Origin of the sequence: Enterobacter sp. MGH 37, assembly GCF_000534515.1 — a bacterium.
In the GTDB taxonomy this organism is placed as follows: Bacteria; Pseudomonadota; Gammaproteobacteria; order Enterobacterales; family Enterobacteriaceae; genus Enterobacter; species Enterobacter kobei.
In genome coordinates, this window is record NZ_KI973206.1 from 1,726,648 (window position 1) to 1,748,790 (window position 22,143).

Below are 22,143 nucleotides of genomic sequence, written 5' to 3' on the forward strand. Positions count from 1 at the left end.
ATTTGCATCAAACTTGTTTGCGATTTATTTGATGCAGAACAAAGTAAAAAGACGAGAGTACAAACGGCGGGCGCTTCAGCGATTGTAAAGACCAGAAGGAAAAATCTGATTAATTATTCAACAAAAACAAGCGCTCAGCACGGTCTGTACTGAGCGCTACGTGATTAATGGATGCCGCGCACCCAGCTTAAACCTGCCTGTAAAAAGGCGGCGATAGCGACAGTGCCCAGCACCAGTGGGATGAGAAGGGAACGCGCGGGCACCGCATCCTCAATGTGCGGTTCTTCCGTACTCAGGGCAGACAGCGCCTCTTCCCGGGTGCGTGCCGCCAGAAGCTGCTCACGCACACGGTCTTCCGTCAACAGGCTGGTTAGCGTCGTGAGCAGCTGCATATGCGTGCTGCCTGCTTCTGCAGGGGGAATGGCGAGCAGGAAGACCATTCTGACCTCTTCATCCCCCTCCAGCCCCGGCCAGCGTATCGGGTCGTCAAAGAGCGCCAGACAAAACGCCGCCTGATGCACCGTCTCGGTTTTACCGTGTGGAACGGCAAGTGCTTCGCCCAGGGCCGTGGGACCTTCACTTTCACGCTGTAAAACGCTCTGGATAAATGTCTCTTGATCGCCGATGACGTTTCGCCTGACGAGCGGTTCGGCGAGCCAGCGGATCAGCGCTTCAGGCGCACGGTGCGGCGGGTTGATAAAAACCAAATCGGGGTGCGTCAATGCAAGCAAGTTCATATTAAGCCTCTAACAAAAAATCGCAGGTCGCGGAAGGGTGGATCGCCGTGACCGGCTGCACGGGCTCTTCCAGATAGTTGATCTGAGGAAGCCCCGCGAGATCTGCTGGAACGGGAACCGGCTGCGTGCCAGCGTTAAACACGCGGATGACCGTGCCATGCGACTGTTGGGCATGGGGCAGGGCAGACAGAATAAGCGGCTCCGGTAGGGTCAACAGCGAGAAGTGTGCCGGAAGCTGGCGTTCGGGCAGGCGCAACGAAAAGCGCTCAAGGCGATGATCGAGCGTGTGCAGCGTTTGCCGTTGATAGGTAAACGGCTGCCCGGTCGCGAGATTTTCCAGCTGGCGTAGCGTCAGATGATCGGCACTGTCGGCCAGCGCGACGCTGAATGAAAAGTGCAACGGCTTCAGCAACTGGGCATCGGGGGTCTCAACCACCGTATTATTAATCCCGGATGCCCGACCCGGTCGCCAGTCAAGGTCGTTTCGTCCGAGCACACCCGTTGACTTAAACAGCGTCAGGGCAATCACTGCCGGTTCGTCCCCGAGGATCTGAAACTCCTTCATGCCGCGGCTATTCACCACCAGCGCTTTGCCTTCTTCTGCGACAGCGATAATACCCTCGCTGGTTTCGATATCCACGGGCAGCTCGCGATAGCGTTCCTGCCAGTTTTCATCGTTATACCCCGTTTCGCGTTGGATGATCGCAAAGGGCTGTGAGGCGATAGCGTGATGCGTGTGAATATCGCTGTTGATCAGCAAGCGCAGCCGGTGATCGCAGTGGCTGTTTTCCAGCGCACCGTCGACATACAGGTTCGGATCGTCATGGCGCAATTCACACGCCAGACGCAGGCATAACGGTTTTCTGACTGCATCCTGATGTCCGGCGAGATCCGGCGGCAGAAGCAGCGTCGCCTCAATAATCAGCTTTTCGACAAGAGGCGTTTTCAGGCAATCAATGAGTGTGAAATGGGAACAGCGCGTTGGCGTATCGCCTGCAAGCGGGGAGAAATCGTAGCTGTCGCCCGCATCCGCGCAGTCTTCGAGGGTAAAGAACGCGGGGATGCATCTACCCGTGTGTTTGTCCTCAAGGGTAAGCGTTCCGGCGTCCAGCATCAGCCGATAATGCGCATTTTCTATTTCGCGGCCCTTTTTCTGTTCAGGCTGTCGTAACGGCGCAGGGTTATTCTCAACGTTCACGGTGAGATAGCCAACCGACGGCAGAACCGGCGTCTGGACAGCAATGTGCCAGCGGAAATAGGGAGGAAGGGGCATTTCACACTCGCCTTCGGCAGTGAGGGAGATCGCCGTTCCGCCGGGTAAAATGTCTCTTTTCAGGACGTCGAAGCGCACGGGCTGCCCCTGATACGTCAGCGCGATATGTTCAGCCCGGCTATACAGCGTGGTTTTAACCACGCGCCGCATTGGGGTGGTCAGCGGATTGAAGATCAGCAGGTCCCCTTCCTGAGCACAGGCAGCGGCCAGCGTTTTTACCACCAGATTCCACAGGCTGTGACACAGCTGCTCGGTTTGTTCCAGCCGATGCAGAATGTCGCGATTGGTCGCATCGCTATTACAGCCGCCGATAGAGTCGTGGGCGTGGCTTCGCAAAAGCGTCTTCCAGAGGGTATCGACCACAGAGAGATTGACCGGTAGCCCCTGATGCCGCGCCATGGCAATCGTCGGCTCCAGCTGTCGCAGGATAAACTGCTCAATCTCATCATTTTTCTTTTTAATGTCGTAGCGCACGGAGCCGATCGTTTTATGGATGCGGGTGTAGCGTGGCGATTTCAGCTCGCCTTCCCAGCATTCAAACTGCTCACGCTGCGCGCGCAGGATGTCCACGTAACGCTCCAGCGAACTGATGGTGTACCAATCCTGGTTGGGAGAGTGTTTGCTGGCGACCTGCAGGATAGTCGGCAGCGCCGGGTCGATGCTGACCTGATCGCCGCCGCATGGCAGGAGCAGGTCATCGATACCGGCCCGTGAACGCAGCAAATCGACTATCGGGTAGATTTTCCCCTGCAGATGGCTGGCTTGCGAAGTGATATTTTTAGCCGCGCCATACCCGAGCGCCATCGCGCAGGCGATGACGCTCGCCCCTGACGGCGCGCGCCAGATAAACTGGCTGCGTTTGGCCTGCCGGTCGTGATCGATACCGCGCCAGAAGACGATGTTATCGATATTGCAGCCCTGCAAAATCGTCGGCATCTGCGCATTGTGGCCGAAGGTATCCGGCAGATAACCGACCTGCATCGCATGTCCCAGCGTTCGGGCGGCGAAGATGCCGTACTTCAGGTTGCGGATAATGGATTCGCCATGCACGTTGTAGGTGTCCGTCTGGGTATACCACGGCCCGACGAAAATCCTTTTTTCTCTGACCAGCTTTTCCAGCCTGGCGCGATAATCGGGATTGATCGCAAGAAAGTCCTCCACGACCGCCATCTGCCCGTCAAGGTGATAGCAGGCATAAGCCGGGTTCTGCTCCAGCGTGTTGATAACATCCGCAAAGTTGTATGACGCCAGCACCATGCTGTCCTGACGGGTGAAATACCACTCCTGATCCCAGTGCGTGTGGGCAATAACGTGGATCTGACTCATGATGTTTCCCTCACCTGACGTTCTTTGGGCTGACATAAAGCACGCCCAGGGCGCAAATCAGTGCGCCAATAAAGACGCTCGCCAGATAGCCCGCCACATTGGTCGCCAGCGGCCAGCCCCAGATGGCGGGCAAAGGCAGCGTCTGCTTCACGCCGAGTGCAATCGCCACCAGCGCACCGGCGACGGCACCGGTCATGAACACCGGGATCAGGCGTGGGTTTTTCAGGATGAACGGGATAGCGCCTTCTGAGATCCCGATTACGCCCAGCAATAACGAGGTGCTGCCAACGGTTTTTTCTTCCCGGCTGAAGACATCCGGCAGACCAAAGCGGCCGTTGAGGAATGCGGCAAAACCGACGCCAATGGAGGGGATCACGATAGAGAGTTCGCGGGCGGTTAAATCAAACGTCTCGCTCATGCCATTCAGGCCGAGCGCGACCGAGCCTGCCGCCTTATTGACCGGACCACCAAGGTCGAAAGCGGTGCCCGCGGCGATCATTGCGGAATAGAACCCGCGACCGGTGTCGCCTGCCGAGGTAAAAAAGACCACCATCAGCTGATTAAGCGAGCCAAAAATCGGGTTAATCAGATATTCCATGACCATCACCAGCGTAATGCCGGTGATCAGCGGGACGATTAGCATGGTTTTAATGGTGGTGAGCTGCTGGCGGACATGAATCGAATCGTTGAGCCAGCGCACCAGATAGCCCACAAAGAAGCCAATCCCAATCGCGCCAAAAAAGCCGGAGGGCATAAAGCCCTCGATATCAAAGAAGCGCTTGTAGACTTCGTCTGACATGATGCCGCCGATAAGCCCGGGGATCAGCGCCGGTTTTCCGGCAATGGCAAACGCCAGATACATGGCGAAGACCGGATACATGAACTTGATGGTCATAAAGCCCACTTTATCCAGCACGCTGAACGGCGAATGTTCAATGTTAATAAACTGGCCGGTAATTTTGGCCGTTGCCATCATCAGCCCACCCATGACCACGACCGGTAACATATAGCTGATGGCCGCCATGATATGGCCAATAAATATCTGGTAAGCCGAACGCCGGAGATCGTCCTCGTCTTCATCTGCCACCGCGGTCGCATTTTTTTCCATTGCCAGCGCCTGACGCAGATAGCGGTCGGTGTGCTTGATCAGCTCTTGTGTTCGTGTCTGAAGGTGAGGAATGTCATCAAAACGTTCGGCATCCTGAATGGGGACGTCGGTTGCCAGAATAATGGCGGTGGCAGAAGCAATATCCTGCTTTGTTAAGCGATTTTTAACACCGTCGCTACCCTGCGTTTCGACCTTTACCTCAATGTTATGCGCTTTAGCCCATGCGATAATTTTATTCGCGGCCATAAACGTGTGTGCAATGCCTGTCGGGCAGGCCGTTACCGCGACAACTTTTTGTTTCGTCATTGTCATAATTCCCTGGATGTGAAAACAGGGAAAGTATAAAGAGAAGCCAAAACAGTTTTTAATGTTTGCTAATACTTATTACGTATCGTCATACGCGGGCTTGCAATATGTGAAGCGCCTTCCAGAGGATATTTTTCGGCTGTGGTAAAATCATGTCAGGATTAAACAGGGTGTAATATATGAATTCATTTCAGGGAAGTGAGCGTTTGATATTTGAATACATTCAGCATCACGCTACTCATATTTCAACTATATCGGCAAAAGAGATTGCCCGTGATACTTTTACCACGACAACCTCCGTTAATCGCGTGTGTAAGAAAATGGGCTATAAGAGCTATACAGAGCTTCGGTATCGTTTTTTACGCGATCATTTTACCCCTGCGCCTGTAAACCCTGACGTGGGGCCGCAGGCGGAGGAGATTGTGGTGGAGATGTCCAGGTTGCTGACCCATTCCAGCCATATTTTTCTCTATGCACGGGGCGCATCACTCACCAGCCTCAACTACCTGTCGCGTTTTTTATCTCTGGCGAGCCTGCCGCATCTTATTCTCAACGATATGCACCAGCTGACGCGGGTATCGAAGGGAACGCTGGTGTTGATCAGTAAATCCGGAGAGACGCAGTCGTTAATTGAAATGGCGCGTAACGCGCTGCGCAAAGGATTAAAGATTATTGCGATCACGCGCGAGGGGTCTACGCTGGCCGCGCTCTCTTCCCTATGCTGGCCGTTGTTGATTGATATCAACGCGGTATCGTTATATCAGCGGGAAGGGCAGCTGGAACTGTTAAGTGCGGTAGACCGTATCGGCTGCAGGCTGCTGCAGCACGATACGGTGTAGTCAGGTCGTCAGAGCTGCTTCACTATCCCCAGACGGACGGCATAATCATTTTCATGGTTGCCGTCATCGTTGATATAGGTTTTATCCAGTGAAACCAGTTCGACGTAAGGCGTCCAGCCATCGTCGAGCTTGTAGTTGAAGGCGACGGTATGTTCCCAGTAGGTATCATCCCCGGTTCCCTGATCGACACCATCCTGCCAGCGGAAGCGTGGGTTGTAGGACATCCCGAATTTGCCAATGTTATACGCGAACCAGATGTCGAACTGGTGTGACTGGCGGCGGGTATACCCGCTGCCGTCGAGTTCTTTGTCGCTGTGCGCGTCATTGACGGTATTATAGCGATAACGGGCGGCGAGATTCAGACCGTTATCAAACGCTTTCCAGCCCTGAATGAAGGGGCGGTAATGGGTATTGCTGGCGGTGAAAACCGTCACCATGCCCGGCGCTACGGCAAAGCCGTTTCCAAGATCGAAGCGCCAGCGCGTTTCAATCTCTTGTGCCGCCTCCGTTAAGCCTTTTTCGTCTGGGTTATATCGGTCGGTATCGCCAAAAAAGGTATCATTGTGGTTTTGTGCGGCTTCAACGGAGAAGTAAAAACCATTCTCCGCCTGATGCATGACCTTAATACGGGAATCATTGACGTCTGAGTTTGTGTTGTGACCAAAACGAAGGTCGACGGATGTATTTCCGCACCATCCCTGTGTGCTTAATAATAGTGCGCTAATACACGTTGCTTTAATAATTCTCTTTTTCATAATGTCCTGCCGAGGTTATTTGATTGGCAGGGCTATTTTTATTTTCGGCACGCCACGATGTAAAAGTTATCGTCGTACATTTAGCGTATCGCTAAACATAAAAAAAAAAGAGATACAGCATGCTGTATCTCCTGATAGTTATTCCTGCACCCACCAGATAGCTTCAAACGGGCGCAAGAGCAGCGTGTCGGGACGGGTGGGGACATCATCATAGTTGCTGAGTGCGACCCGCCATGCGCCCTGTACCGGCTCCGGTTGCCACTGCTGACGCTCGCGGCTCAGGTTCGCCACCACCTTCAGCGTCTGCCCCTGCCACTGACGGCGATAACACCACAGGGAAGGATGGTCCGGGAGCAGATCCTCGTAGTCGCCCCACGTGAGCAGCGGCAGCGTTTTGCGCAGGCGAATCAGCGACTGGTAGGTGTAAAACACCGAGTCCTGGTCGTCCAGTGCCGCGCGGGCGTTCACGGTTTCGTAGTTATCGCAGACGCCAATCCACGGCTCGCCCTCGCTAAAGCCGGCATTGTGCGAGGCGTCCCACTGCATCGGCGTGCGGCCGTTATCGCGGGATTTGCTTGCCAGAATCGCCAGCAGTTCGTCAGGATCGCGACCGTTTGCCCGCATTTCGGCGAACATATTCAGGCTTTCCACGTCGCGATAATCGGTGATGCGGCTGAAGTGCGGGTTGGTCATCCCCAGCTCCTCGCCCTGATAAATGTACGGCGTGCCCTGCATACCGTGCAGCACCATGCCCAGCATTTTCGCTGCGGCCACGCGGTGTTCCCCTTCGTCGCCAAAGCGTGAAACGATGCGCGGCTGATCGTGGTTACACCAGAACAGCGCGTTCCAGGCTTTGTTGTGCATCCCCTGCTGCCAGTGGCGGAAGAGGGTTTTCAGCGCGACAAAGTCCGGTTTCGCCTTCGTCCATTTTTCACCGCCCGGGTAATCCACCTTCAGGTGATGGAAGTTAAAGGTCATCGACAGCTCGCGCCCGTCGAGCGAGGCATACTGCTGGCAATTCTCCAGCGAGGTCGAGGACATTTCGCCCACCGTCATCAGGTTGCGCGGGGTAAAGACGTCGCGGCTCATCTCCTGAAGATATTCGTGGATGCGCGGCCCGTCCGTGTAGAAGCGGCGACCGTCGCCCGTTTCGTCATTCGGGAAATCCTGATCTTTTGAAATCAGGTTAATGACGTCCAGACGTAAGCCGTCCACGCCGCGATCGGCCCAGAACTCGCATACCTTTTTCAGCTCGGCGCGCACCTCCGGGTTTTCCCAGTTGAGATCCGCCTGCTCCGGCGCGAAGAGGTGCAGGTAATACTGCTCGCTCTCGGCGTGCCAGCGCCAGGCGTTGCCGCCAAACTTGGAGCGCCAGTTGTTAGGCAGTTGCTCCGGCGTACCGTCGCGCCAGATGTAGAACTGGCGGTACGGGCTTTCCTTATTCAGTGATTCCCGGAACCAGGCGTGCTGGGTTGACGTGTGGTTGAACACCATATCCAGCACGATGCGAATACCGCGTTGATGCGCCCCGGCGACCAGTTCGTCAAAATCATCCAGCGTACCGTACGCCGGGTCGATGGCGATGTAATTCGCCACGTCATAGCCGTTATCCACCTGCGGTGAGATATAAAACGGCGTCAGCCAGATGGCGTCAATGCCGAGGGTTTTCAGGTAGTCCAGCCGCGCGGTCACGCCGCGTAAATCGCCGGTGCCACTGCCGGTCGTGTCCTGAAAACTCTTTGGATAGATCTGATAGATGACGCCGTTCTGCCACCAGTGAGGAAGGGTATTCATAATGCGTTCCTGCAAATGCGAAGGGGCGCAACTGCGCCCCGAAAGATGAAGTTAAACAATCTGCAGCGCGCCCTGACGGAACTTACGCTGATAAACCACGGTGGTGAGCGCCATTGGGACGATAATCGCAATCGCCATTGCCAGGGCAAACACCTGCCAGTAAGCGGGCTGGATGGAGAGAATGCCCGGCAGACCGCCCACGCCAATCCCGTTCGCCATCACGCCGTTCAGACCACACACCAGGCCTGCCAGACCGGAACCGATCATCGCGCAGAGCATCGGGAAGCGGTATTTCAGGTTGATACCGTACATCGCCGGTTCGGTGACGCCGAGGTAGGCGGAGATCGCGGCCGGAACGGAGATCTCGCGCTCGTTGTGCTTACGGCTGACGATGATGATGCCGGTCACCGCAGACGCCTGCGCAATGTTAGACAGGGCGATAATCGGCCAGACCGGCGTGCCGCCGAGGCTCTGGATCATCTGCATATCAATGGCCAGCGTGGTCTGGTGTACACCGGTGATCACCAGCGGGGCGTACAGGAAGCCAAACAGCGCGGCGCCAATCGGTGCGAAGCTGCCGGTCATCAGGTGGCGCACCGCGAAGGCCACGCCGTCGCCGATCATGCGGCCAAACGGACCGATAAACGCATGTGCCAGGAAGACGGCCAGAATCAGCGAGCAGACCGGAACGACCACCAGATAAAGATAATCCGGTACGATGCGCTTCAGGCGTGTCTCAATAAAGCCCAGCATCAGCCCCGCCAGCAGGGCCGGGATAACCTGCGCCTGATAGCCCACTTTGGCGATGGTGAACAGACCGAAGTTCCACACTTCAGGCACCTGCTGACCAAGTAAGTAAGCGTTCATTAACTGCGGAGAGACCAGCGTGACGCCCAGCACGATACCGAGAATTGGCGTACCGCCCATTTTGCGCACCGCGGACCAGCAAATCCCGACCGGCAGATAGAAGAAGATCGCTTCACCAATCAGCCACAGGAAGTCGTAAACGGTTTTCAGCGCCGGATACATCTGCGCCAGCGTTTTGCCGTCGCTCATCGGCACATCACCGATGACGTTACGGAAACCGAGAATTAAGCCGCCGCTGATCAGCGCCGGCAGCAGCGGGAAGAAGATCTCCGCGAAGTGGGAAATCAGCTGCTCGTGCCACTTCATATTCTGGCGTGCAGCCTTCTTGGCCTGCTCTTTATCCGCCGAGCTGTGCCCGGTGGTTGCCAGCAGAGCCTGATAGTAATCGCCCACTTCGGTACCAATGACCACCTGGAACTGCCCGGCGTTGGTGAAGCAGCCTTTAACCATTTTAAGTTCTTCAATCGCCTTCGGGTTCGCTTTGGCCGGATCGTTCAGCACGAAGCGCAGGCGGGTAATGCAATGGCTAACGGTTGCGATGTTTTCGCGGCCGCCGACCAGGACGATCAGTTGATCAATATCTGCTTGTTTGACTTTACTCATCATGAAACCTCATGACAGATGGTGAGGGGTGTAATGACCTGAGCGCAAGCCTACTCTTTCAGCGTGACGGCGAAAATGGGAACGTTCCCGAAATCGGGCGAAGATCACAATAAACGCTTCAGGGGGGCTATGAAAGATGAGCGGGAATCACGATCTGCCGCGGCTCGCTCCGCCCGTTGATCTGCTCGATCAGCTGCGCGGCGGCCTGTCTGCCGGACTCGGCATAACCCGGATCGACGGTGATGATCTCCGGGTGCAGAAACTTCATCAGCGGCGTGCTGCCGACGCTCGCCACCTGCAGGCTGTCGATGCGCTGCTCCTGAAGGTATTTGCTGGCTCCCAGCGCCAGCGTATCCGTGGCGCACACCAGCGCGGTTGTCTGCGGGGTCAGGACACTGGCAACCTGCTCGTAGCCTTGCTTCATGCCCAGACCCGGCAGGGAGGCGACGGCCGGGAGGTTGTGCTTTTTGCAAAACGCCAGATAGGCCTCATGGCGACGCTTGCCGGTGGTGACGTCGGTGTGGGGTACGCCGAGGAAGCTGATATGGCGATGGCCTTTATCGTACAAACGCTGCATCAGGGTGATAATCGCCCCCTCGTCGTCATAACAGACAGAGGCAAAACCGTGGGCGTCGCGCGCCATCATGACCAGTGAGGGCTGCCAGGGTTTTAGCATCTCGTCTTTAATGCCGCTAAAGCCGAACAGCACCACGCCGTCAATGTTGCGTCGCTGGAGCATGCCCAGATGCTCTTCAACCAGCTGCGGCGAGAACTGGCTCTCCATCATGATGGGGTCATATCCCTGCTCGTAAAAGGCGGGCAGCATGGTCTGCACGGCAAGGTTCTCCGAGAGCGAATCCAGACGAGAGACAATAATCGCGACCACTTTGTCACTCTGCCCGCGCATAGCGCGCGCGGAGCGGGAAGGGGAAAAGCCGTGCTGATTCATCACCGCCTCGACGCGCTCGCGTGTGCGTTCGCTGACACCGCTTTCGTTATTCAGCACCCGTGAGACGGTCGATTTCCCCACGCCGCTTAAACGCGCGATGTCTTTAATGGTAAGGCGGTTCTGCATGCTGTTTTCCCTGTAACAACGACAAAATGATCAATTGAGCCTAATGCTATAGCGCGATTTCGCTATGGGCAAAGTCTGGTTTACGTTCGGTTTATTTGCAGGGGGGTATAATACCGCCCGAATCGTCACAAAGGGTACGCTTAAATCCTTATACTGCGCGGCGACACCCTGTTTTTACTTACCGGAGGCTCCATGGATCCCGATCCCACACCTCTCCTGAACGGGAGAACACGTTCTTTCCGGTAAGCCAGCTTTTGCTGTCTCACCGGTGATGTGAGGCAGCAACGTCCCAAACGTTCCTGCTTGAAAAATTGAGTGCCTGACAGGTACGGCTTTGCCACGCCTGAAGGGAATGCTGCGTCCGCCGTTGCGGATGCGGAGGAATGACTATGTTTAAAAATATCACCCGGCAGCTGCAGGCCCTGCTGAGCCGCCACCTGCCACATCGTCTTATTCAGCGCGACCCGCTGCCCAATGCAAAAAACATCGCGGGTGCAGCGATTCCCGCTTCCCTGACCGAACGCTGCCTGAACGTGGCGGCAATGGATGAGAACGAAGTCTGGCGCGCCTTTGGCGGCCACCCGGAAGGGCTGAACGCGACGGAAGTGGACAAAATCCGCGCCGTGCACGGCGATAACCAAATTCCGGCGCAAAAACCGTCTCCGTGGTGGGTGCACCTGTGGCTCTGCTACCGCAACCCCTTCAACCTGCTGCTGACCGTGCTCGGCATCATCTCCTACGCGACGGAAGATCTCTTTGCCGCTGGGGTGATTGCCCTGATGGTGGGGATTTCCACGCTGCTGAACTTTATTCAGGAAGCCCGCTCCACCAAAGCGGCGGACGCCCTGAAAGCGATGGTCAGCAACACCGCGACCGTCTCGCGCGTAATTAACGACCTCGGCGAAAACGCCTGGGTGGAGCTGCCCATTGACCAGCTGGTGCCGGGTGACCTGGTTAAGCTGGCCGCGGGGGACATGATTCCTGCGGATTTACGCATCATTCAGGCGCGGGATCTGTTTGTCGCCCAGGCCTCCCTGACCGGGGAATCCCTGCCCGTTGAAAAGGTGGCGCGCAGCCGTGATCCGCAGCAGATGAACCCGCTTGAGTGCGACACCCTGTGCTTTATGGGAACCACGGTCGTCAGCGGTACGGCGCAGGCGATTGTCACCGCGACCGGGGGCAACACCTGGTTTGGTCAGCTTGCCGGACGCGTCAGCGAGCAGGAGAGCGAGCCGAATGCCTTCCAGAAAGGGATTGGCCGCGTCAGCATGCTGCTGATCCGCTTTATGATGGTGATGACGCCGATTGTGCTGTTGATCAACGGCTACACCAAGGGCGACTGGTGGGAGGCGGCGCTGTTTGCCCTCTCCGTGGCCGTTGGCTTAACGCCGGAAATGCTGCCGATGATTGTCACCTCCACGCTGGCGCGTGGGGCGGTGAAGCTCTCGAAACAGAAAGTGATCGTCAAGCACCTCGACGCTATCCAGAACTTTGGCGCGATGGACATTCTCTGCACCGACAAAACCGGCACCCTGACGCAGGATAAAATCGTGCTGGAGAACCACACCGATATCGCCGGTAAAACCAGCGAACGCGTTCTGCACAGCGCGTGGCTGAACAGCCATTACCAGACCGGGCTGAAGAACCTGCTCGACGTGGCGGTGCTGGAAGGGGTCGATGAGGAAGCCGCCCGCACGCTCTCCGGTCGCTGGCAGAAGGTGGATGAGATCCCGTTCGACTTTGAACGCCGCCGCATGTCGGTGGTGGTGAGCGAGCAGCCGGACGTGCACCAGCTGATCTGCAAAGGCGCGCTGCAGGAGATCCTGAATGTGTCGACGCAGGTGCGCCATAACGGTGAGATCGTACCGCTGGACGACACCATGCTGCGCCGCATCAGGCGCGTTACCGACAACCTGAACCGTCAGGGGCTGCGCGTGGTGGCGGTAGCCAGCAAGTTTCTGCCCGCGCGCGAGGGGGACTATCAGCGTATCGACGAATCCGATTTGATCCTCGAGGGTTACATCGCATTCCTCGATCCGCCGAAAGAGACCACCGCGCCTGCGCTCAAAGCGCTGAAGGCGAGCGGTATCACCGTTAAAATCCTCACCGGCGACAGCGAGCTGGTGGCCGCGAAAGTGTGTCACGAAGTCGGGCTGGATGCGGGCGAGGTGGTCGTGGGCAGCGACATTGAGCACCTGTCCGACGACGAGCTGGCGAAGCTGGCGCAGCACACCACGCTGTTTGCCCGCCTGACACCGATGCACAAAGAGCGCATTGTTACCCTGCTGCGTCGTGAAGGGCACGTTGTGGGCTTTATGGGTGACGGCATCAACGATGCGCCCGCCCTGCGTGCCGCGGATATTGGCATCTCCGTGGACGGCGCGGTGGATATTGCCCGCGAAGCGGCGGATATTATCCTGCTGGAAAAAAGCCTGATGGTGCTGGAGGAGGGCGTTATCGAAGGGCGTCGCACCTTCGCCAACATGCTCAAGTACATCAAAATGACTGCCAGCTCCAACTTCGGTAACGTGTTCAGCGTCCTGGTGGCCAGCGCGTTTCTGCCGTTCCTGCCGATGCTGCCGCTGCACCTGCTGATCCAGAACCTGATGTACGACGTGTCCCAGGTAGCGATCCCGTTTGATAACGTCGACGACGAGCAGATCCAGAAGCCGCAGCGCTGGAACCCGTCCGATCTGGGGCGCTTTATGCTGTTCTTTGGGCCGATCAGCTCCATCTTCGACATCCTGACCTTCTGCCTGATGTGGTTTGTGTTCCATGCCAACACGCCGGAACATCAGACGTTGTTCCAGTCCGGCTGGTTCGTGGTGGGTCTGCTGTCGCAAACGCTGATTGTGCATATGATCCGTACGCGCCGCATTCCGTTCATCCAGAGCCGTGCCGCATGGCCGCTGATTGTGATGACGGGCATTGTGATGGCGCTCGGCATCGCGCTGCCGTTCTCGCCGCTGGCAAGTTACCTGCAGCTTCAGGCGCTGCCGCTGAGCTACTTCCCGTGGCTGGTGGCGATCCTCGCGGGCTACATGGTGCTGACGCAGATGGTGAAAGGGTTTTATGCGCGTCGGTATGGGTGGCAGTGATTTTTTGCCGGGTGGCGGCTTCGCCTTACCCGGCCTACTCCCGTCACGTAGGCCCGGTAAGCGCAGCGCCACCGGGCAATAGCTTTCTTCCCAAATTCAACAACCTGTGATCGCCGTCGGCGCATTCGCTTGACGACAATTTGTACGCATGTTAACAGAATGTTTTGCCTTTATTTGGCCCGTCAGATAAGGAACATTCATGTTACGGTACAGTCTCTTAACCGCCGGGCTGCTGCTCGGCGCCTCTGCCTTTGCCGCCCCGGCAGGGGATCTCCCGTTAATGCCCTGGCCTGAGAAGGTGGAACGCCCGACCACGCAGGGTGCACTGGTGCTCACCAGCCAACTTTCCGTGACCGTCAGCGGCGACGATCTTGGCGACGCGGTCAACCGCCTGCGTCAGCGTATCGCCCTGCAAACCGGCTGGACGCTACAGCCGCAGGCTGAGCAACCGGACAAACCGACCATTCGCATCGCCATCGCCAAAAAGGTGAAGCCACAGCCGCTGCCGGACAGCGATGAAAGCTATAAGCTAACGGTGGATGCCAACGGTGTGAACATCTCCGCCAACACCCGCTTCGGCGCGCTGCGGGCGATGGAAACGCTGCTTCAGCTGGTGCAAAACGGCGCGGAAAACACGTCGCTGCCGTGGGTGACCATTGAAGACGCGCCGCGCTTCCCGTGGCGAGGGCTGCTGCTCGACTCGGCGCGCCATTTCATTCCCGTCGCGGATATCAAACGCCAGATTGACGGCATGGCGGCCGCAAAGCTTAACGTCCTGCACTGGCACTTAACCGACGATCAGGGCTGGCGCTTCAGCTCGAAGCGTTACCCGAAGCTGACGCAGCTTGCCAGCGACGGGCTGTTCTATACCCCTGAGCAGATGCGCGAGATTGTTCGCTATGCCACCGAGCGCGGCATCCGCGTGGTGCCGGAGATCGACATGCCGGGCCACGCCTCGGCGATTGCTGTGGCCTACCCAGAGCTGATGAGCGCGCCGGGGCCCTACAAAATGGAGCGCAACTGGGGCGTGCTGAAGCCGGTGCTTGATCCGACCAAAGAGGCCACATACGCCTTTGCTGACGCGATGGTCAGCGAACTGGCGGCAATCTTCCCGGATCCGTATCTGCACATCGGCGGGGATGAGGTGGACGACAGCCAGTGGAAAGCGAACGCCGCGATCCAGACGTTCATGCGCGACAACACACTGGCGGACAGCCACGCGCTGCAGGCCTATTTCAACCGCAAGCTGGAGACGATCCTCGAGAAACATCATCGGCAGATGGTCGGCTGGGATGAGATCTATCATCCTGACTTACCGAAAAGCATTCTGATCCAGTCCTGGCAGGGGCAGGACGCGCTGGGTAAGGTGGCGCAAACAGGCTACAAGGGCATTCTTTCGACCGGTTTCTACCTCGATCAACCCCAGTCCACCGCCTATCACTACCGCAATGAAATCGTTCCCCAGGGGCTGAATGGCGTGGACGTGATAGCAGACACCGACAGCGCCCAGAGCTGGGCCTTCTCCATGCCGCGTCTGAAAGGCAAGCCAGTCGAGGGGAGTTTTACCCTGGTGAAAGGGGACGCCGGCTGGCGCGGTTTTATTGATTTTGCCGGGAAATCCCGCCGTGCGGTGCAGGATATTGCGTGGCGCGACGACAATCAGGTGACGTTTACCGTTGACACCTGGATGGGCGAAACGCGCCCGGTCGTCTCCGTCGATAACGACAAGCTCACTGGTTACTTCCTGGTGGGCAATACCCGATATCCAATTAGCGGTACCCGTCTGGACGAGGTGCCGAAAGGGATCCCACCGGTAGTGCCGGACGTGGCGAATCAGGCTAATTTGCTCGGCGGAGAAGCCGCGCTGTGGGCGGAAAACGTGGTCGCACCGGTGCTGGATATCCGCCTGTGGCCGCGGACGTTTGCGGTGGCGGAGCGGTTATGGTCCGCGCAGGACGTCAATGATGTCGACAACATGTATACCCGCCTGCAGGCGATGGACAGCTGGTCGACGGTGTCGGTTGGCCTGCAGCAGCATACCCAGCAGCAGGTGCAATTCACGCGGCTCGCGAATAATGCCGACACGTTGCCGCTGCAAATCCTCGCGCAGGCGCTTGAACCGGCCCAGTATTACACCCGTCAGCACCTCAAGTTCCAGGCGGGAAACTATCACCAGTTTGAGCCGCTTAACCGCCTCGCGGATGCGCTGAATGGGGAAAGCATCACCGTGCGTCAGATGAACAAATGGGCGGACCGTCTGGTGAGCGATGCGGAAGACACGGAAAGCGCCGACGCGCTGCGCCACGTCTTTAATCGCTGGCAGAGCAACACCAGCGACGCGCTGGCGCTGAGCGAAAACAGCTATCAGCTGAAGGCGATTAAACCGGTGATCCTGGAGGTGGATAAGCTTGCCGCAATTGGCCTGAGGCTGACGGATCTGGTGGCGCGACAGGGCACGCTGGATGACAAAGAGATCGCCTCGATTCAACGCGAGCTGGATAACGCGGCGAAGGTGCAGGACGAAGTGGTGATTGCGGCGGTGTATCCGCTGGAGACGCTGCTCAGGGCGACGCGAAACCAGTAACATAAGCGCCCGGTGGCGCTACGCTTACCGGGCCTACGTGACGTGTAGGCCCGGCAAACGAAGTGCCGCCGGGCGTAAAGGCAACTCAGTTCTTCAATATCCACGCCTCTTTCCAGTCTGAACCCACGCCGGGCTCGAACTGGGTAGAGGTCGAACTGTACTGCTTGCAGTACCCGCTGTACGGGAATGGCTTGCACTCGTAGGTCTTACCGTCTTTGGGCTGCAACACCACGGTGCCCGCCTTATAAGAGGCAAGATTATCCGGGAAGATAAAATCAGATTTACCGGTATCGCCGGAGGTTGCTTCACCTTCGAGCATCATATCCAGCACGTCCTGCGCGAACAGGGTGCCGGCTTTATTGGTGGCGTAGTATTTCAGCATGTGGTGCCCTGGCGTGACGTTTGTCAGGTTCATGGTCACATCCTGGTTGCTGTTATTCATATCCTGCTTCAGATAACCTTTTTCCGCTCCGGGATGGTTCAATACGTGTGCTTCAAGGTTCACGTCACCCTGCGTATTGACGTGGAATGTCACCGTCGCTGCACCGTGAGTCACTTTGCTGTAATGCAGGTCAGTCACGGCAATGGATTCATTAACCACCGCTTTTTGCTCTTCATAAGAGATAGCCACTGACTTCAGCGTACTGCCTTCTTTTACGAAGACGCTGTTTGCGCCGTGAACCGGGCTAACGTCTCCGCTTTCATCCTTCACGCCGACGCGCACGTCGTGATGAGCGCTGTTAATTTTTTGCGCCAGATCGTAGGCCCACTGGTTGGCATCTCCCTGTTGAGCCGAGGCGATAGTCAGCTCGGTGGCCATGGAGGCGATTTCGCCGTTGGCATCGAAGAAGCGAGCAATCACTTTATCGCCCACGTTGAGGTTGTTACCTGCAACCTGGCCGCTCAGCGTTTTGCTCCAGACGGAGGCGGCGGCCGGGGTTTCATCCGGCGTGACGTTGCCGCCGTTACCGAAGTCCACGTCGATGGCCTGATAGAAACTGTTGGGCGTATCGGCAATTTCCCACACGCCGTAAATCACCTGATAACCGGTACGTTCCGGCACGTTACAGTTCATCGATTGGGTCATTGCTGGCGCCTGGCCGTTGCCGTTTACCGTACAAAACGGCGTTAAGTCGAACTGGTCGCGGGTCAGCGGCTTATTCGGGTTCCAGTTTTGTTTGGTGATGTAATAGCGCCAGTTGGTGGTTTTGTGCGGCGCGGTGTGATGCCAGACAAACTGATGTACCCCGGCGGTCATCGGCGTTTTGGTCCAGGCATTCTGGCTTTGCTTATCAAGCTGCGAGTAGTTGGCAATCCCGGCGCTGGCGAGTTCGCCATCCGGCGGCAGGCTCCCTGACGGGAAACCGGAGGCACGTTCTACGCTCTGGGGTTCATATTCCACCAGACCGCAGTCAATGTTTTGTCCCTGTTTACACATATAAGCGCGGCTGGCAGGGGATTCGATATAGCCATGTGCCAGCGCAGAAGAGGCTACCGTAAGAGTGGCCATAGCCAACGCAATTCTGGAGATTTTCATTTTTGTCCGAAGCGGGAATGTATAAAGGTGTGCGAGTGTATTTATTCCCGGACCGCGTCGTCATCGTATTACGAAGGTAAAAATAGCCAAATAAAAAAGGCAGCCGAAGCTGCCCTGGTTTGCCTGAAATTGATTAGCGGCGCACGGCGATCGCTTCGATTTCAATTTTGACGTCTTTTGGCAGACGCGCCACTTCAACGCAGGAGCGCGCCGGGAAGGTCGCGTTGTGTTCGGTAAAGAATGCTTCGTAAGTGGCGTTAACGGTCGCGAAATCGTTCAGATCTTTCACGAACACGGTCGTTTTCACGATGTCGCCCACTTTCAGACCGGCAGATTCAACGATAGCCTGCACGTTTTCCAGCGACTGACGCGCCTGTGCCGCTACGTCGGCTGGCACTTCACCGGTTTTTGGGTTCACCGGGATCTGGCCCGAGGTGATGATCATGCTGCCCAGATCAACGCCCTGAACGTACGGGCCGATAGCCGCGGGTGCATTTTCCGTCGCGAGTACTTTGGTCATGATTTCTCCAGAATAACAGCTGATTAAATGTTCCCGGCCATTATAGGGAGGCCGGGATCCTTTACCAACCTCAATTAGTTGGCCAGCACCACATAATGAGAAAACTCTTTTTCGCAGTATTTGCATTTGAGTGCGATGTCATCAGCGCGTTTTTTCACTGCAAAACTGGATGAAACCGGCTCAGCATGACTGATGCAGTTGCTGTTCGGACAGACCAGCACGCTCTCGATGCGATCCGGCAGGCCAGGATGGGATTTGCCGACCACTTCATACTCGTCGATGCGGTTGACGGTGGCATCCGGTGCGTACAGCGACAGCTGGTTGACCTGCTCGTCGGTCAGGAAGGTATTCTCGATTTTGATCAAGTCCTTGCGGCCCATCTCGCCCGACGGCAGGTTCAGGCCAATGGTGATGCGCTGATCGGTCTCGGTCAGTTTGAACAGCGTCAGCAGCTTAAAGCCCACCTGCGCAGGGATGTGGTCAATCACGGTGCCACGTTTGATGGCTTCAACCTGGAGTTTGTTATCGTGTGTCATGGTCGTCTCCCCTTACAGAGCTAAATCGCGATTCAGAACCAGTGCCAGTAACGCCTGGCGGGCGAAGATACCGTTCCCGGCCTGCTGGAAGTACCAGGCGTGCGGCGTTTTATCCACGTCTGTGGTGATCTCATCGATGCGCGGCAGCGGGTGCAGCACCTTCATGTTGTCGCGCGCGCCGTCGAGGTCGCTGGCGCGCAGCACAAACTGCGCCTTCACGTTGGCGTACTCGGAAGGATCCAGACGCTCTTTCTGCACGCGGGTCATGTAGAGAATATCCACGTGGCTCATCACCTCTTCGATGCTGGCGTGCAGGCTCCACGCAATGCCTTTTTCGTCCAGCATATCGAGAATGTATTGCGGCATCGCCAGCGCGTCTGGGGCGATGAAGAAGAAGCGGTTGCCGTTAAATTTCGCCAGCGCCTGGGTCAGGGAGTGGACGGTGCGGCCATATTTCAGGTCGCCGACCATGGCGATGTTCAGGTTCTCCAGCGTGCCCTGCGTCTCCTGAATGGTGAACAGATCCAGCAGGGTCTGCGTCGGATGCTGGTTAGCACCGTCCCCGGCGTTCAGTACCGGGATGCCGCCGGAAAACTCGGTCGCCAGGCGCGCCGCGCCCTCCTGCGGGTGGCGCATCACAATCGCGTCTACGTAGGTGCTGATCACTGAAATGGTATCCGCCAGGGTCTCGCCTTTTTTACCCAGCGACGTGTTGCTGCTGTCTGAGAAGCCCACCACGCTCGCGCCCAGGCGGTGCATGGAGGTCTCAAAGGAGAGGCGGGTGCGGGTCGAGGCTTCAAAGAAGCAGCTCGCAATCACCTTGTGCTTCAGCAGCTCCGGTTGCGGATTGGCCTTCAGTTTTGCCGCGGTTTCCAGAACCAGTTCCAGCTCTTCGCGGCTGAGGTCGTTTATGGAAATGATGTGTTTTTGATAAAGCGGATTCATGTTTATCTCCTGACGCCGGGCAAAAAAAAGCCCCTCAAATGAGGGGCTCTGGGAATAGATTAAGCAACGGGAAGAAAAACGGCAGGCCAGCGTCTGATTTCAGACGCGGTAAGACGTTATGTCGTACACGCTTGACCATGCTTCCTCCCGGCAAATTGTCGGGCATTATACGCAGCTCGCTTTGCGGATCAAGCGATTTAATGCACGCTTTACTCAATGCAAACGGTTCTTTGTGAATATTAATGCGTTCTGAGTAAATAATTAATTTGCTTATGCACCAGCGCGGTGCGCTTCACCACCCGAGGGGCGACCCAGACGATACTGCTTCCGGCCACCACGCCTAAAATTTCCGGTAACTGGTGATAATCCAGGATACGCGCCACCGCGCGGCCATATCCGGCAACGGTATGGATAAGGATAAATTCGCTATTGTGCTCAACGCTCACCACCATTTCGGACACGGTGCGCGCGGCATCAGGAGCGGGGCGCAGCTGGGGATTCAGCGAATAAATCTTTAGCCCTTTGGCATTTCGAATTTTTATGACACCGAGCAACTTGAGCAGACGTGAAACGGTGGACTGGCTGATGGTCTCAAAACCCCGCTCCTGTAAGTCGCGGCGGATCTCCTCCTGAGAGAGATAGCCCTTTTCCGCGATCAGACGCTGGCAGACCGTTAGCTGTAGTTGCTCTTTGGGAGAGTACTCTTCGTAATCCATCTTAGTTCCCATATCAGTTCCCGAAATAACCGGTGACACCGCACCGATCCACAGGCCGGATAAGCGCAGCGCCATCCGGCAAATTACAACAACGCCCCCAGACTTAACGCCACCATAATCACCACCGTTAAAATCCCCAGCAGCGGCGCGACCCATTTCAGATAGCGCACGTAAGGCACGCGGGCGATAGCCAGCCCGCCCATTACGACGGCAGAGGTGGGAGTGATCAGGTTAACGATACCGGACGCCGACTGGTAAGCCGTAACTACCAGGTCGCGGTTGACGTTAGCGAAATCGGCAAGAGGCGCCATGATCGGCATCGTCAGAACGGCCAGGCCGGACGAAGAAGGCACAAGAAACGACAGCACCACCTCCAGCCAGTACATCACGTTGATGAACGCCACCGTCGATAAGCCGGTAACCATTCCCTCGGCGCTGTGCAAAATGGTGTGGGTAATCATGCCCTTATCCATGATCACTACGATACCGCGCGCGATACCGATAATCAGCGCGACGCCCAGCAAATCTCGCGCGCCGTTGATAAAGGTGGAGGTCAGTTCCTCTTCGCTCATGCGGGCGATCAGGCCGACGATTATTGCACTGGCGAGAAACACCGCTGAGATCTCCGCCATCCACCAGCCGAGCACCGCCACGCCGTAGATCATGACCGCGAAGGCAAGGGCGAAAATCACCAGGATGATTTTGCGCACCGGGGTGAATTCCAGCGACTGTTCGCCCTTGTTGCCGAGGAAGTGGGCGAGGTTCTCCTCCTGTTTGTCCGCAACGATGGAGAGAGAGGGATCCTTGCGCACTTTGCGGGCATAGCGCATCACCCACGCCACGCAGATGATCCACCCGATGACCAGCAGCGCGACGCGCAGGGCGATACCGCTGGTGAAGGGGATCCCGGCGGCGTTGGCGGCGATCACCGTCGCGAACGGGTTAATGGTGGAGCCAAGCGTGCCGATCCCGGCGCCGAGCAGCACGGTGGAGGCGGCTACCACCGGGTCGAAACGTGCGGCCAGCATCACCGGAACCAGCAGGGTATAGAACGGCAGGGACTCTTCGGCCATGCCGTAAATGGTGCCGCCTGCGGCAAACAGCGCCATCAGGATCGGGATCATCCACTCTTCGCGACCGCGCAACCGGGTGGTGACGCGTTCGATCCCGGCGTCAATGGCCCCGGTTTTGGTGACGATCCCGAGGAATCCCCCGATGATCAGTATAAACAGCGCAACGTCGATCGCCCCGGCCTGGCCGGACTCGGGATCGTACAACCCGGCAATCGGGGCCATCAGCACGGAAACCAGTCCCTGCGGATGGGCCGCTACGTGCGCATAGGTTCCGGCAACCGGCACGTCCTTGCCGAGCGCCTCGTTCATGGCCATGTGATACTGCCCGGCCGGAACAATCCACGTCAGGACGGCAACGACGGCAATCAGAAAAAAGAGAATGGTGTATGCGGAGGGAAATTTGAACTTGCCCATGATGTTCTCCTGAAACCCGGCGCACCCCGCGGCACGC

Annotated in this window: 17 protein-coding genes and 1 pseudogene; 4 read left to right on the forward strand and 14 right to left on the reverse strand. The window is 57.1% G+C overall.

Going from position 1 to position 22,143, the window contains the following annotated elements:
* Positions 1-164: 164 nt before the first annotated feature.
* Genes L383_RS03125 through L383_RS03115 form a run of 3 tightly spaced genes read right to left on the reverse strand, consistent with a single transcriptional unit; the run spans position 165 to position 4,750 of the window.
* Positions 165-737 (reverse strand): PTS sugar transporter subunit IIA, encoded by a 573-nt coding sequence (locus L383_RS03125; RefSeq protein WP_023331891.1) that lies wholly within the window; start codon positions 735-737, stop codon positions 165-167.
* A 1-nt stretch (position 738) separates the two neighbouring features.
* Complete coding sequence (locus L383_RS03120; RefSeq protein ID WP_023331892.1) at positions 739-3,336, reverse strand: glycoside hydrolase family 38 N-terminal domain-containing protein; 2,598 nt, start codon at positions 3,334-3,336, stop codon at positions 739-741.
* 10 nt (positions 3,337-3,346) lie between these two features.
* Positions 3,347-4,750 (reverse strand): PTS fructose transporter subunit IIC, encoded by a 1,404-nt coding sequence (locus tag L383_RS03115; protein WP_071847093.1) that lies wholly within the window; start codon positions 4,748-4,750, stop codon positions 3,347-3,349.
* A 179-nt stretch (positions 4,751-4,929) separates the two neighbouring features.
* Between L383_RS03115 and L383_RS03110 the strand changes: the two genes are divergently transcribed.
* On the forward strand, positions 4,930-5,589 hold the full coding sequence (locus L383_RS03110; RefSeq protein ID WP_014882297.1) for a MurR/RpiR family transcriptional regulator: 660 nt from the start codon (positions 4,930-4,932) through the stop codon (positions 5,587-5,589).
* Positions 5,590-5,597: 8 nt separating this feature from the next.
* Here the strand turns inward: L383_RS03110 and L383_RS03105 are convergent, their stop codons facing one another.
* The 4 genes from L383_RS03105 to treR all read right to left on the reverse strand — a co-directional run bounded on the left by L383_RS03105 (position 5,598) and on the right by treR (position 10,683).
* Positions 5,598-6,344 (reverse strand): oligogalacturonate-specific porin KdgM family protein, encoded by a 747-nt coding sequence (locus tag L383_RS03105; protein ID WP_023331894.1) that lies wholly within the window; start codon positions 6,342-6,344, stop codon positions 5,598-5,600.
* 138 nt (positions 6,345-6,482) lie between these two features.
* Positions 6,483-8,138: an alpha,alpha-phosphotrehalase gene (treC, locus tag L383_RS03100; RefSeq protein ID WP_023331895.1), complete on the reverse strand. Its 1,656-nt coding sequence runs from the start codon at positions 8,136-8,138 to the stop codon at positions 6,483-6,485.
* A gap of 51 nt (positions 8,139-8,189) precedes the next feature.
* On the reverse strand, positions 8,190-9,608 hold the full coding sequence (gene treB / locus L383_RS03095) for a PTS trehalose transporter subunit IIBC (protein WP_014882300.1): 1,419 nt from the start codon (positions 9,606-9,608) through the stop codon (positions 8,190-8,192).
* Between the two features lie 127 nt (positions 9,609-9,735).
* Positions 9,736-10,683, reverse strand: a complete 948-nt coding sequence (treR, locus tag L383_RS03090; RefSeq protein WP_023331896.1) for a trehalose operon repressor TreR — start codon at positions 10,681-10,683, stop codon at positions 9,736-9,738.
* A 389-nt stretch (positions 10,684-11,072) separates the two neighbouring features.
* On the opposite strand from treR, the gene mgtA reads away from it, so the two are divergent.
* Entirely contained in the window at positions 11,073-13,781 is a 2,709-nt protein-coding gene (gene mgtA, locus L383_RS03085) for a magnesium-translocating P-type ATPase (RefSeq protein ID WP_023331897.1), read from the forward strand.
* A 199-nt stretch (positions 13,782-13,980) separates the two neighbouring features.
* Positions 13,981-16,365, forward strand: a complete 2,385-nt coding sequence (locus L383_RS03080; RefSeq protein ID WP_023331898.1) for a beta-N-acetylhexosaminidase — start codon at positions 13,981-13,983, stop codon at positions 16,363-16,365.
* Positions 16,366-16,450: 85 nt separating this feature from the next.
* On the opposite strand, the gene gbpA is transcribed toward L383_RS03080, so the two are convergent.
* From gbpA to L383_RS25405, 5 genes are all read right to left on the reverse strand, one after another.
* A complete protein-coding gene (gene gbpA, locus L383_RS03075) occupies positions 16,451-17,902 on the reverse strand; it encodes an N-acetylglucosamine-binding protein GbpA (protein WP_023331899.1) in 1,452 nt (483 codons plus the stop codon).
* A 133-nt stretch (positions 17,903-18,035) separates the two neighbouring features.
* Complete coding sequence (gene ridA / locus L383_RS03070) at positions 18,036-18,422, reverse strand: 2-iminobutanoate/2-iminopropanoate deaminase (protein ID WP_014882305.1); 387 nt, start codon at positions 18,420-18,422, stop codon at positions 18,036-18,038.
* A 74-nt stretch (positions 18,423-18,496) separates the two neighbouring features.
* Complete coding sequence (gene pyrI, locus L383_RS03065; protein ID WP_014882306.1) at positions 18,497-18,958, reverse strand: aspartate carbamoyltransferase regulatory subunit; 462 nt, start codon at positions 18,956-18,958, stop codon at positions 18,497-18,499.
* Between the two features lie 12 nt (positions 18,959-18,970).
* Entirely contained in the window at positions 18,971-19,903 is a 933-nt protein-coding gene (pyrB, locus tag L383_RS03060) for an aspartate carbamoyltransferase (RefSeq protein ID WP_014882307.1), read from the reverse strand.
* A 34-nt stretch (positions 19,904-19,937) separates the two neighbouring features.
* Positions 19,938-20,042, reverse strand: a complete 105-nt coding sequence (locus tag L383_RS25405; protein WP_022646880.1) for a pyrBI operon leader peptide — start codon at positions 20,040-20,042, stop codon at positions 19,938-19,940.
* Between L383_RS25405 and L383_RS26000 the strand changes: the two are divergent.
* Positions 20,022-20,139 (forward strand): annotated as a pseudogene (locus tag L383_RS26000) (hypothetical protein). The gene L383_RS25405 and the pseudogene L383_RS26000 overlap by 21 nt on opposite strands.
* Before the next feature lie 3 nt (positions 20,140-20,142).
* Here the strand turns inward: L383_RS26000 and L383_RS03055 are convergent.
* Entirely contained in the window at positions 20,143-20,619 is a 477-nt protein-coding gene (locus L383_RS03055) for an arginine repressor (RefSeq protein WP_023336701.1), read from the reverse strand.
* Between the two features lie 83 nt (positions 20,620-20,702).
* Positions 20,703-22,106, reverse strand: a complete 1,404-nt coding sequence (locus L383_RS03050; RefSeq protein ID WP_023331901.1) for a YfcC family protein — start codon at positions 22,104-22,106, stop codon at positions 20,703-20,705.
* Positions 22,107-22,143 lie beyond the last annotated feature (37 nt).

Coding starts and splice junctions, on each gene's coding strand:
- L383_RS03125 (WP_023331891.1), bottom strand. CDS start 737: ATGAACTTGCTTGCATTGACGCACCCCGATTTGGTTTTTATCAACCCG.
- L383_RS03120 (WP_023331892.1), bottom strand. CDS start 3,336: ATGAGTCAGATCCACGTTATTGCCCACACGCACTGGGATCAGGAGTGG.
- L383_RS03115 (WP_071847093.1), bottom strand. CDS start 4,750: ATGACGAAACAAAAAGTTGTCGCGGTAACGGCCTGCCCGACAGGCATT.
- L383_RS03110 (WP_014882297.1), top strand. CDS start 4,930: ATGAATTCATTTCAGGGAAGTGAGCGTTTGATATTTGAATACATTCAG.
- L383_RS03105 (WP_023331894.1), bottom strand. CDS start 6,344: ATGAAAAAGAGAATTATTAAAGCAACGTGTATTAGCGCACTATTATTA.
- treC (WP_023331895.1), bottom strand. CDS start 8,138: ATGAATACCCTTCCTCACTGGTGGCAGAACGGCGTCATCTATCAGATC.
- treB (WP_014882300.1), bottom strand. CDS start 9,608: ATGAGTAAAGTCAAACAAGCAGATATTGATCAACTGATCGTCCTGGTC.
- treR (WP_023331896.1), bottom strand. CDS start 10,683: ATGCAGAACCGCCTTACCATTAAAGACATCGCGCGTTTAAGCGGCGTG.
- mgtA (WP_023331897.1), top strand. CDS start 11,073: ATGTTTAAAAATATCACCCGGCAGCTGCAGGCCCTGCTGAGCCGCCAC.
- L383_RS03080 (WP_023331898.1), top strand. CDS start 13,981: ATGTTACGGTACAGTCTCTTAACCGCCGGGCTGCTGCTCGGCGCCTCT.
- gbpA (WP_023331899.1), bottom strand. CDS start 17,902: ATGAAAATCTCCAGAATTGCGTTGGCTATGGCCACTCTTACGGTAGCC.
- ridA (WP_014882305.1), bottom strand. CDS start 18,422: ATGACCAAAGTACTCGCGACGGAAAATGCACCCGCGGCTATCGGCCCG.
- pyrI (WP_014882306.1), bottom strand. CDS start 18,958: ATGACACACGATAACAAACTCCAGGTTGAAGCCATCAAACGTGGCACC.
- pyrB (WP_014882307.1), bottom strand. CDS start 19,903: ATGAATCCGCTTTATCAAAAACACATCATTTCCATAAACGACCTCAGC.
- L383_RS25405 (WP_022646880.1), bottom strand. CDS start 20,042: ATGGTCAAGCGTGTACGACATAACGTCTTACCGCGTCTGAAATCAGAC.
- L383_RS03055 (WP_023336701.1), bottom strand. CDS start 20,619: ATGGATTACGAAGAGTACTCTCCCAAAGAGCAACTACAGCTAACGGTC.
- L383_RS03050 (WP_023331901.1), bottom strand. CDS start 22,106: ATGGGCAAGTTCAAATTTCCCTCCGCATACACCATTCTCTTTTTTCTG.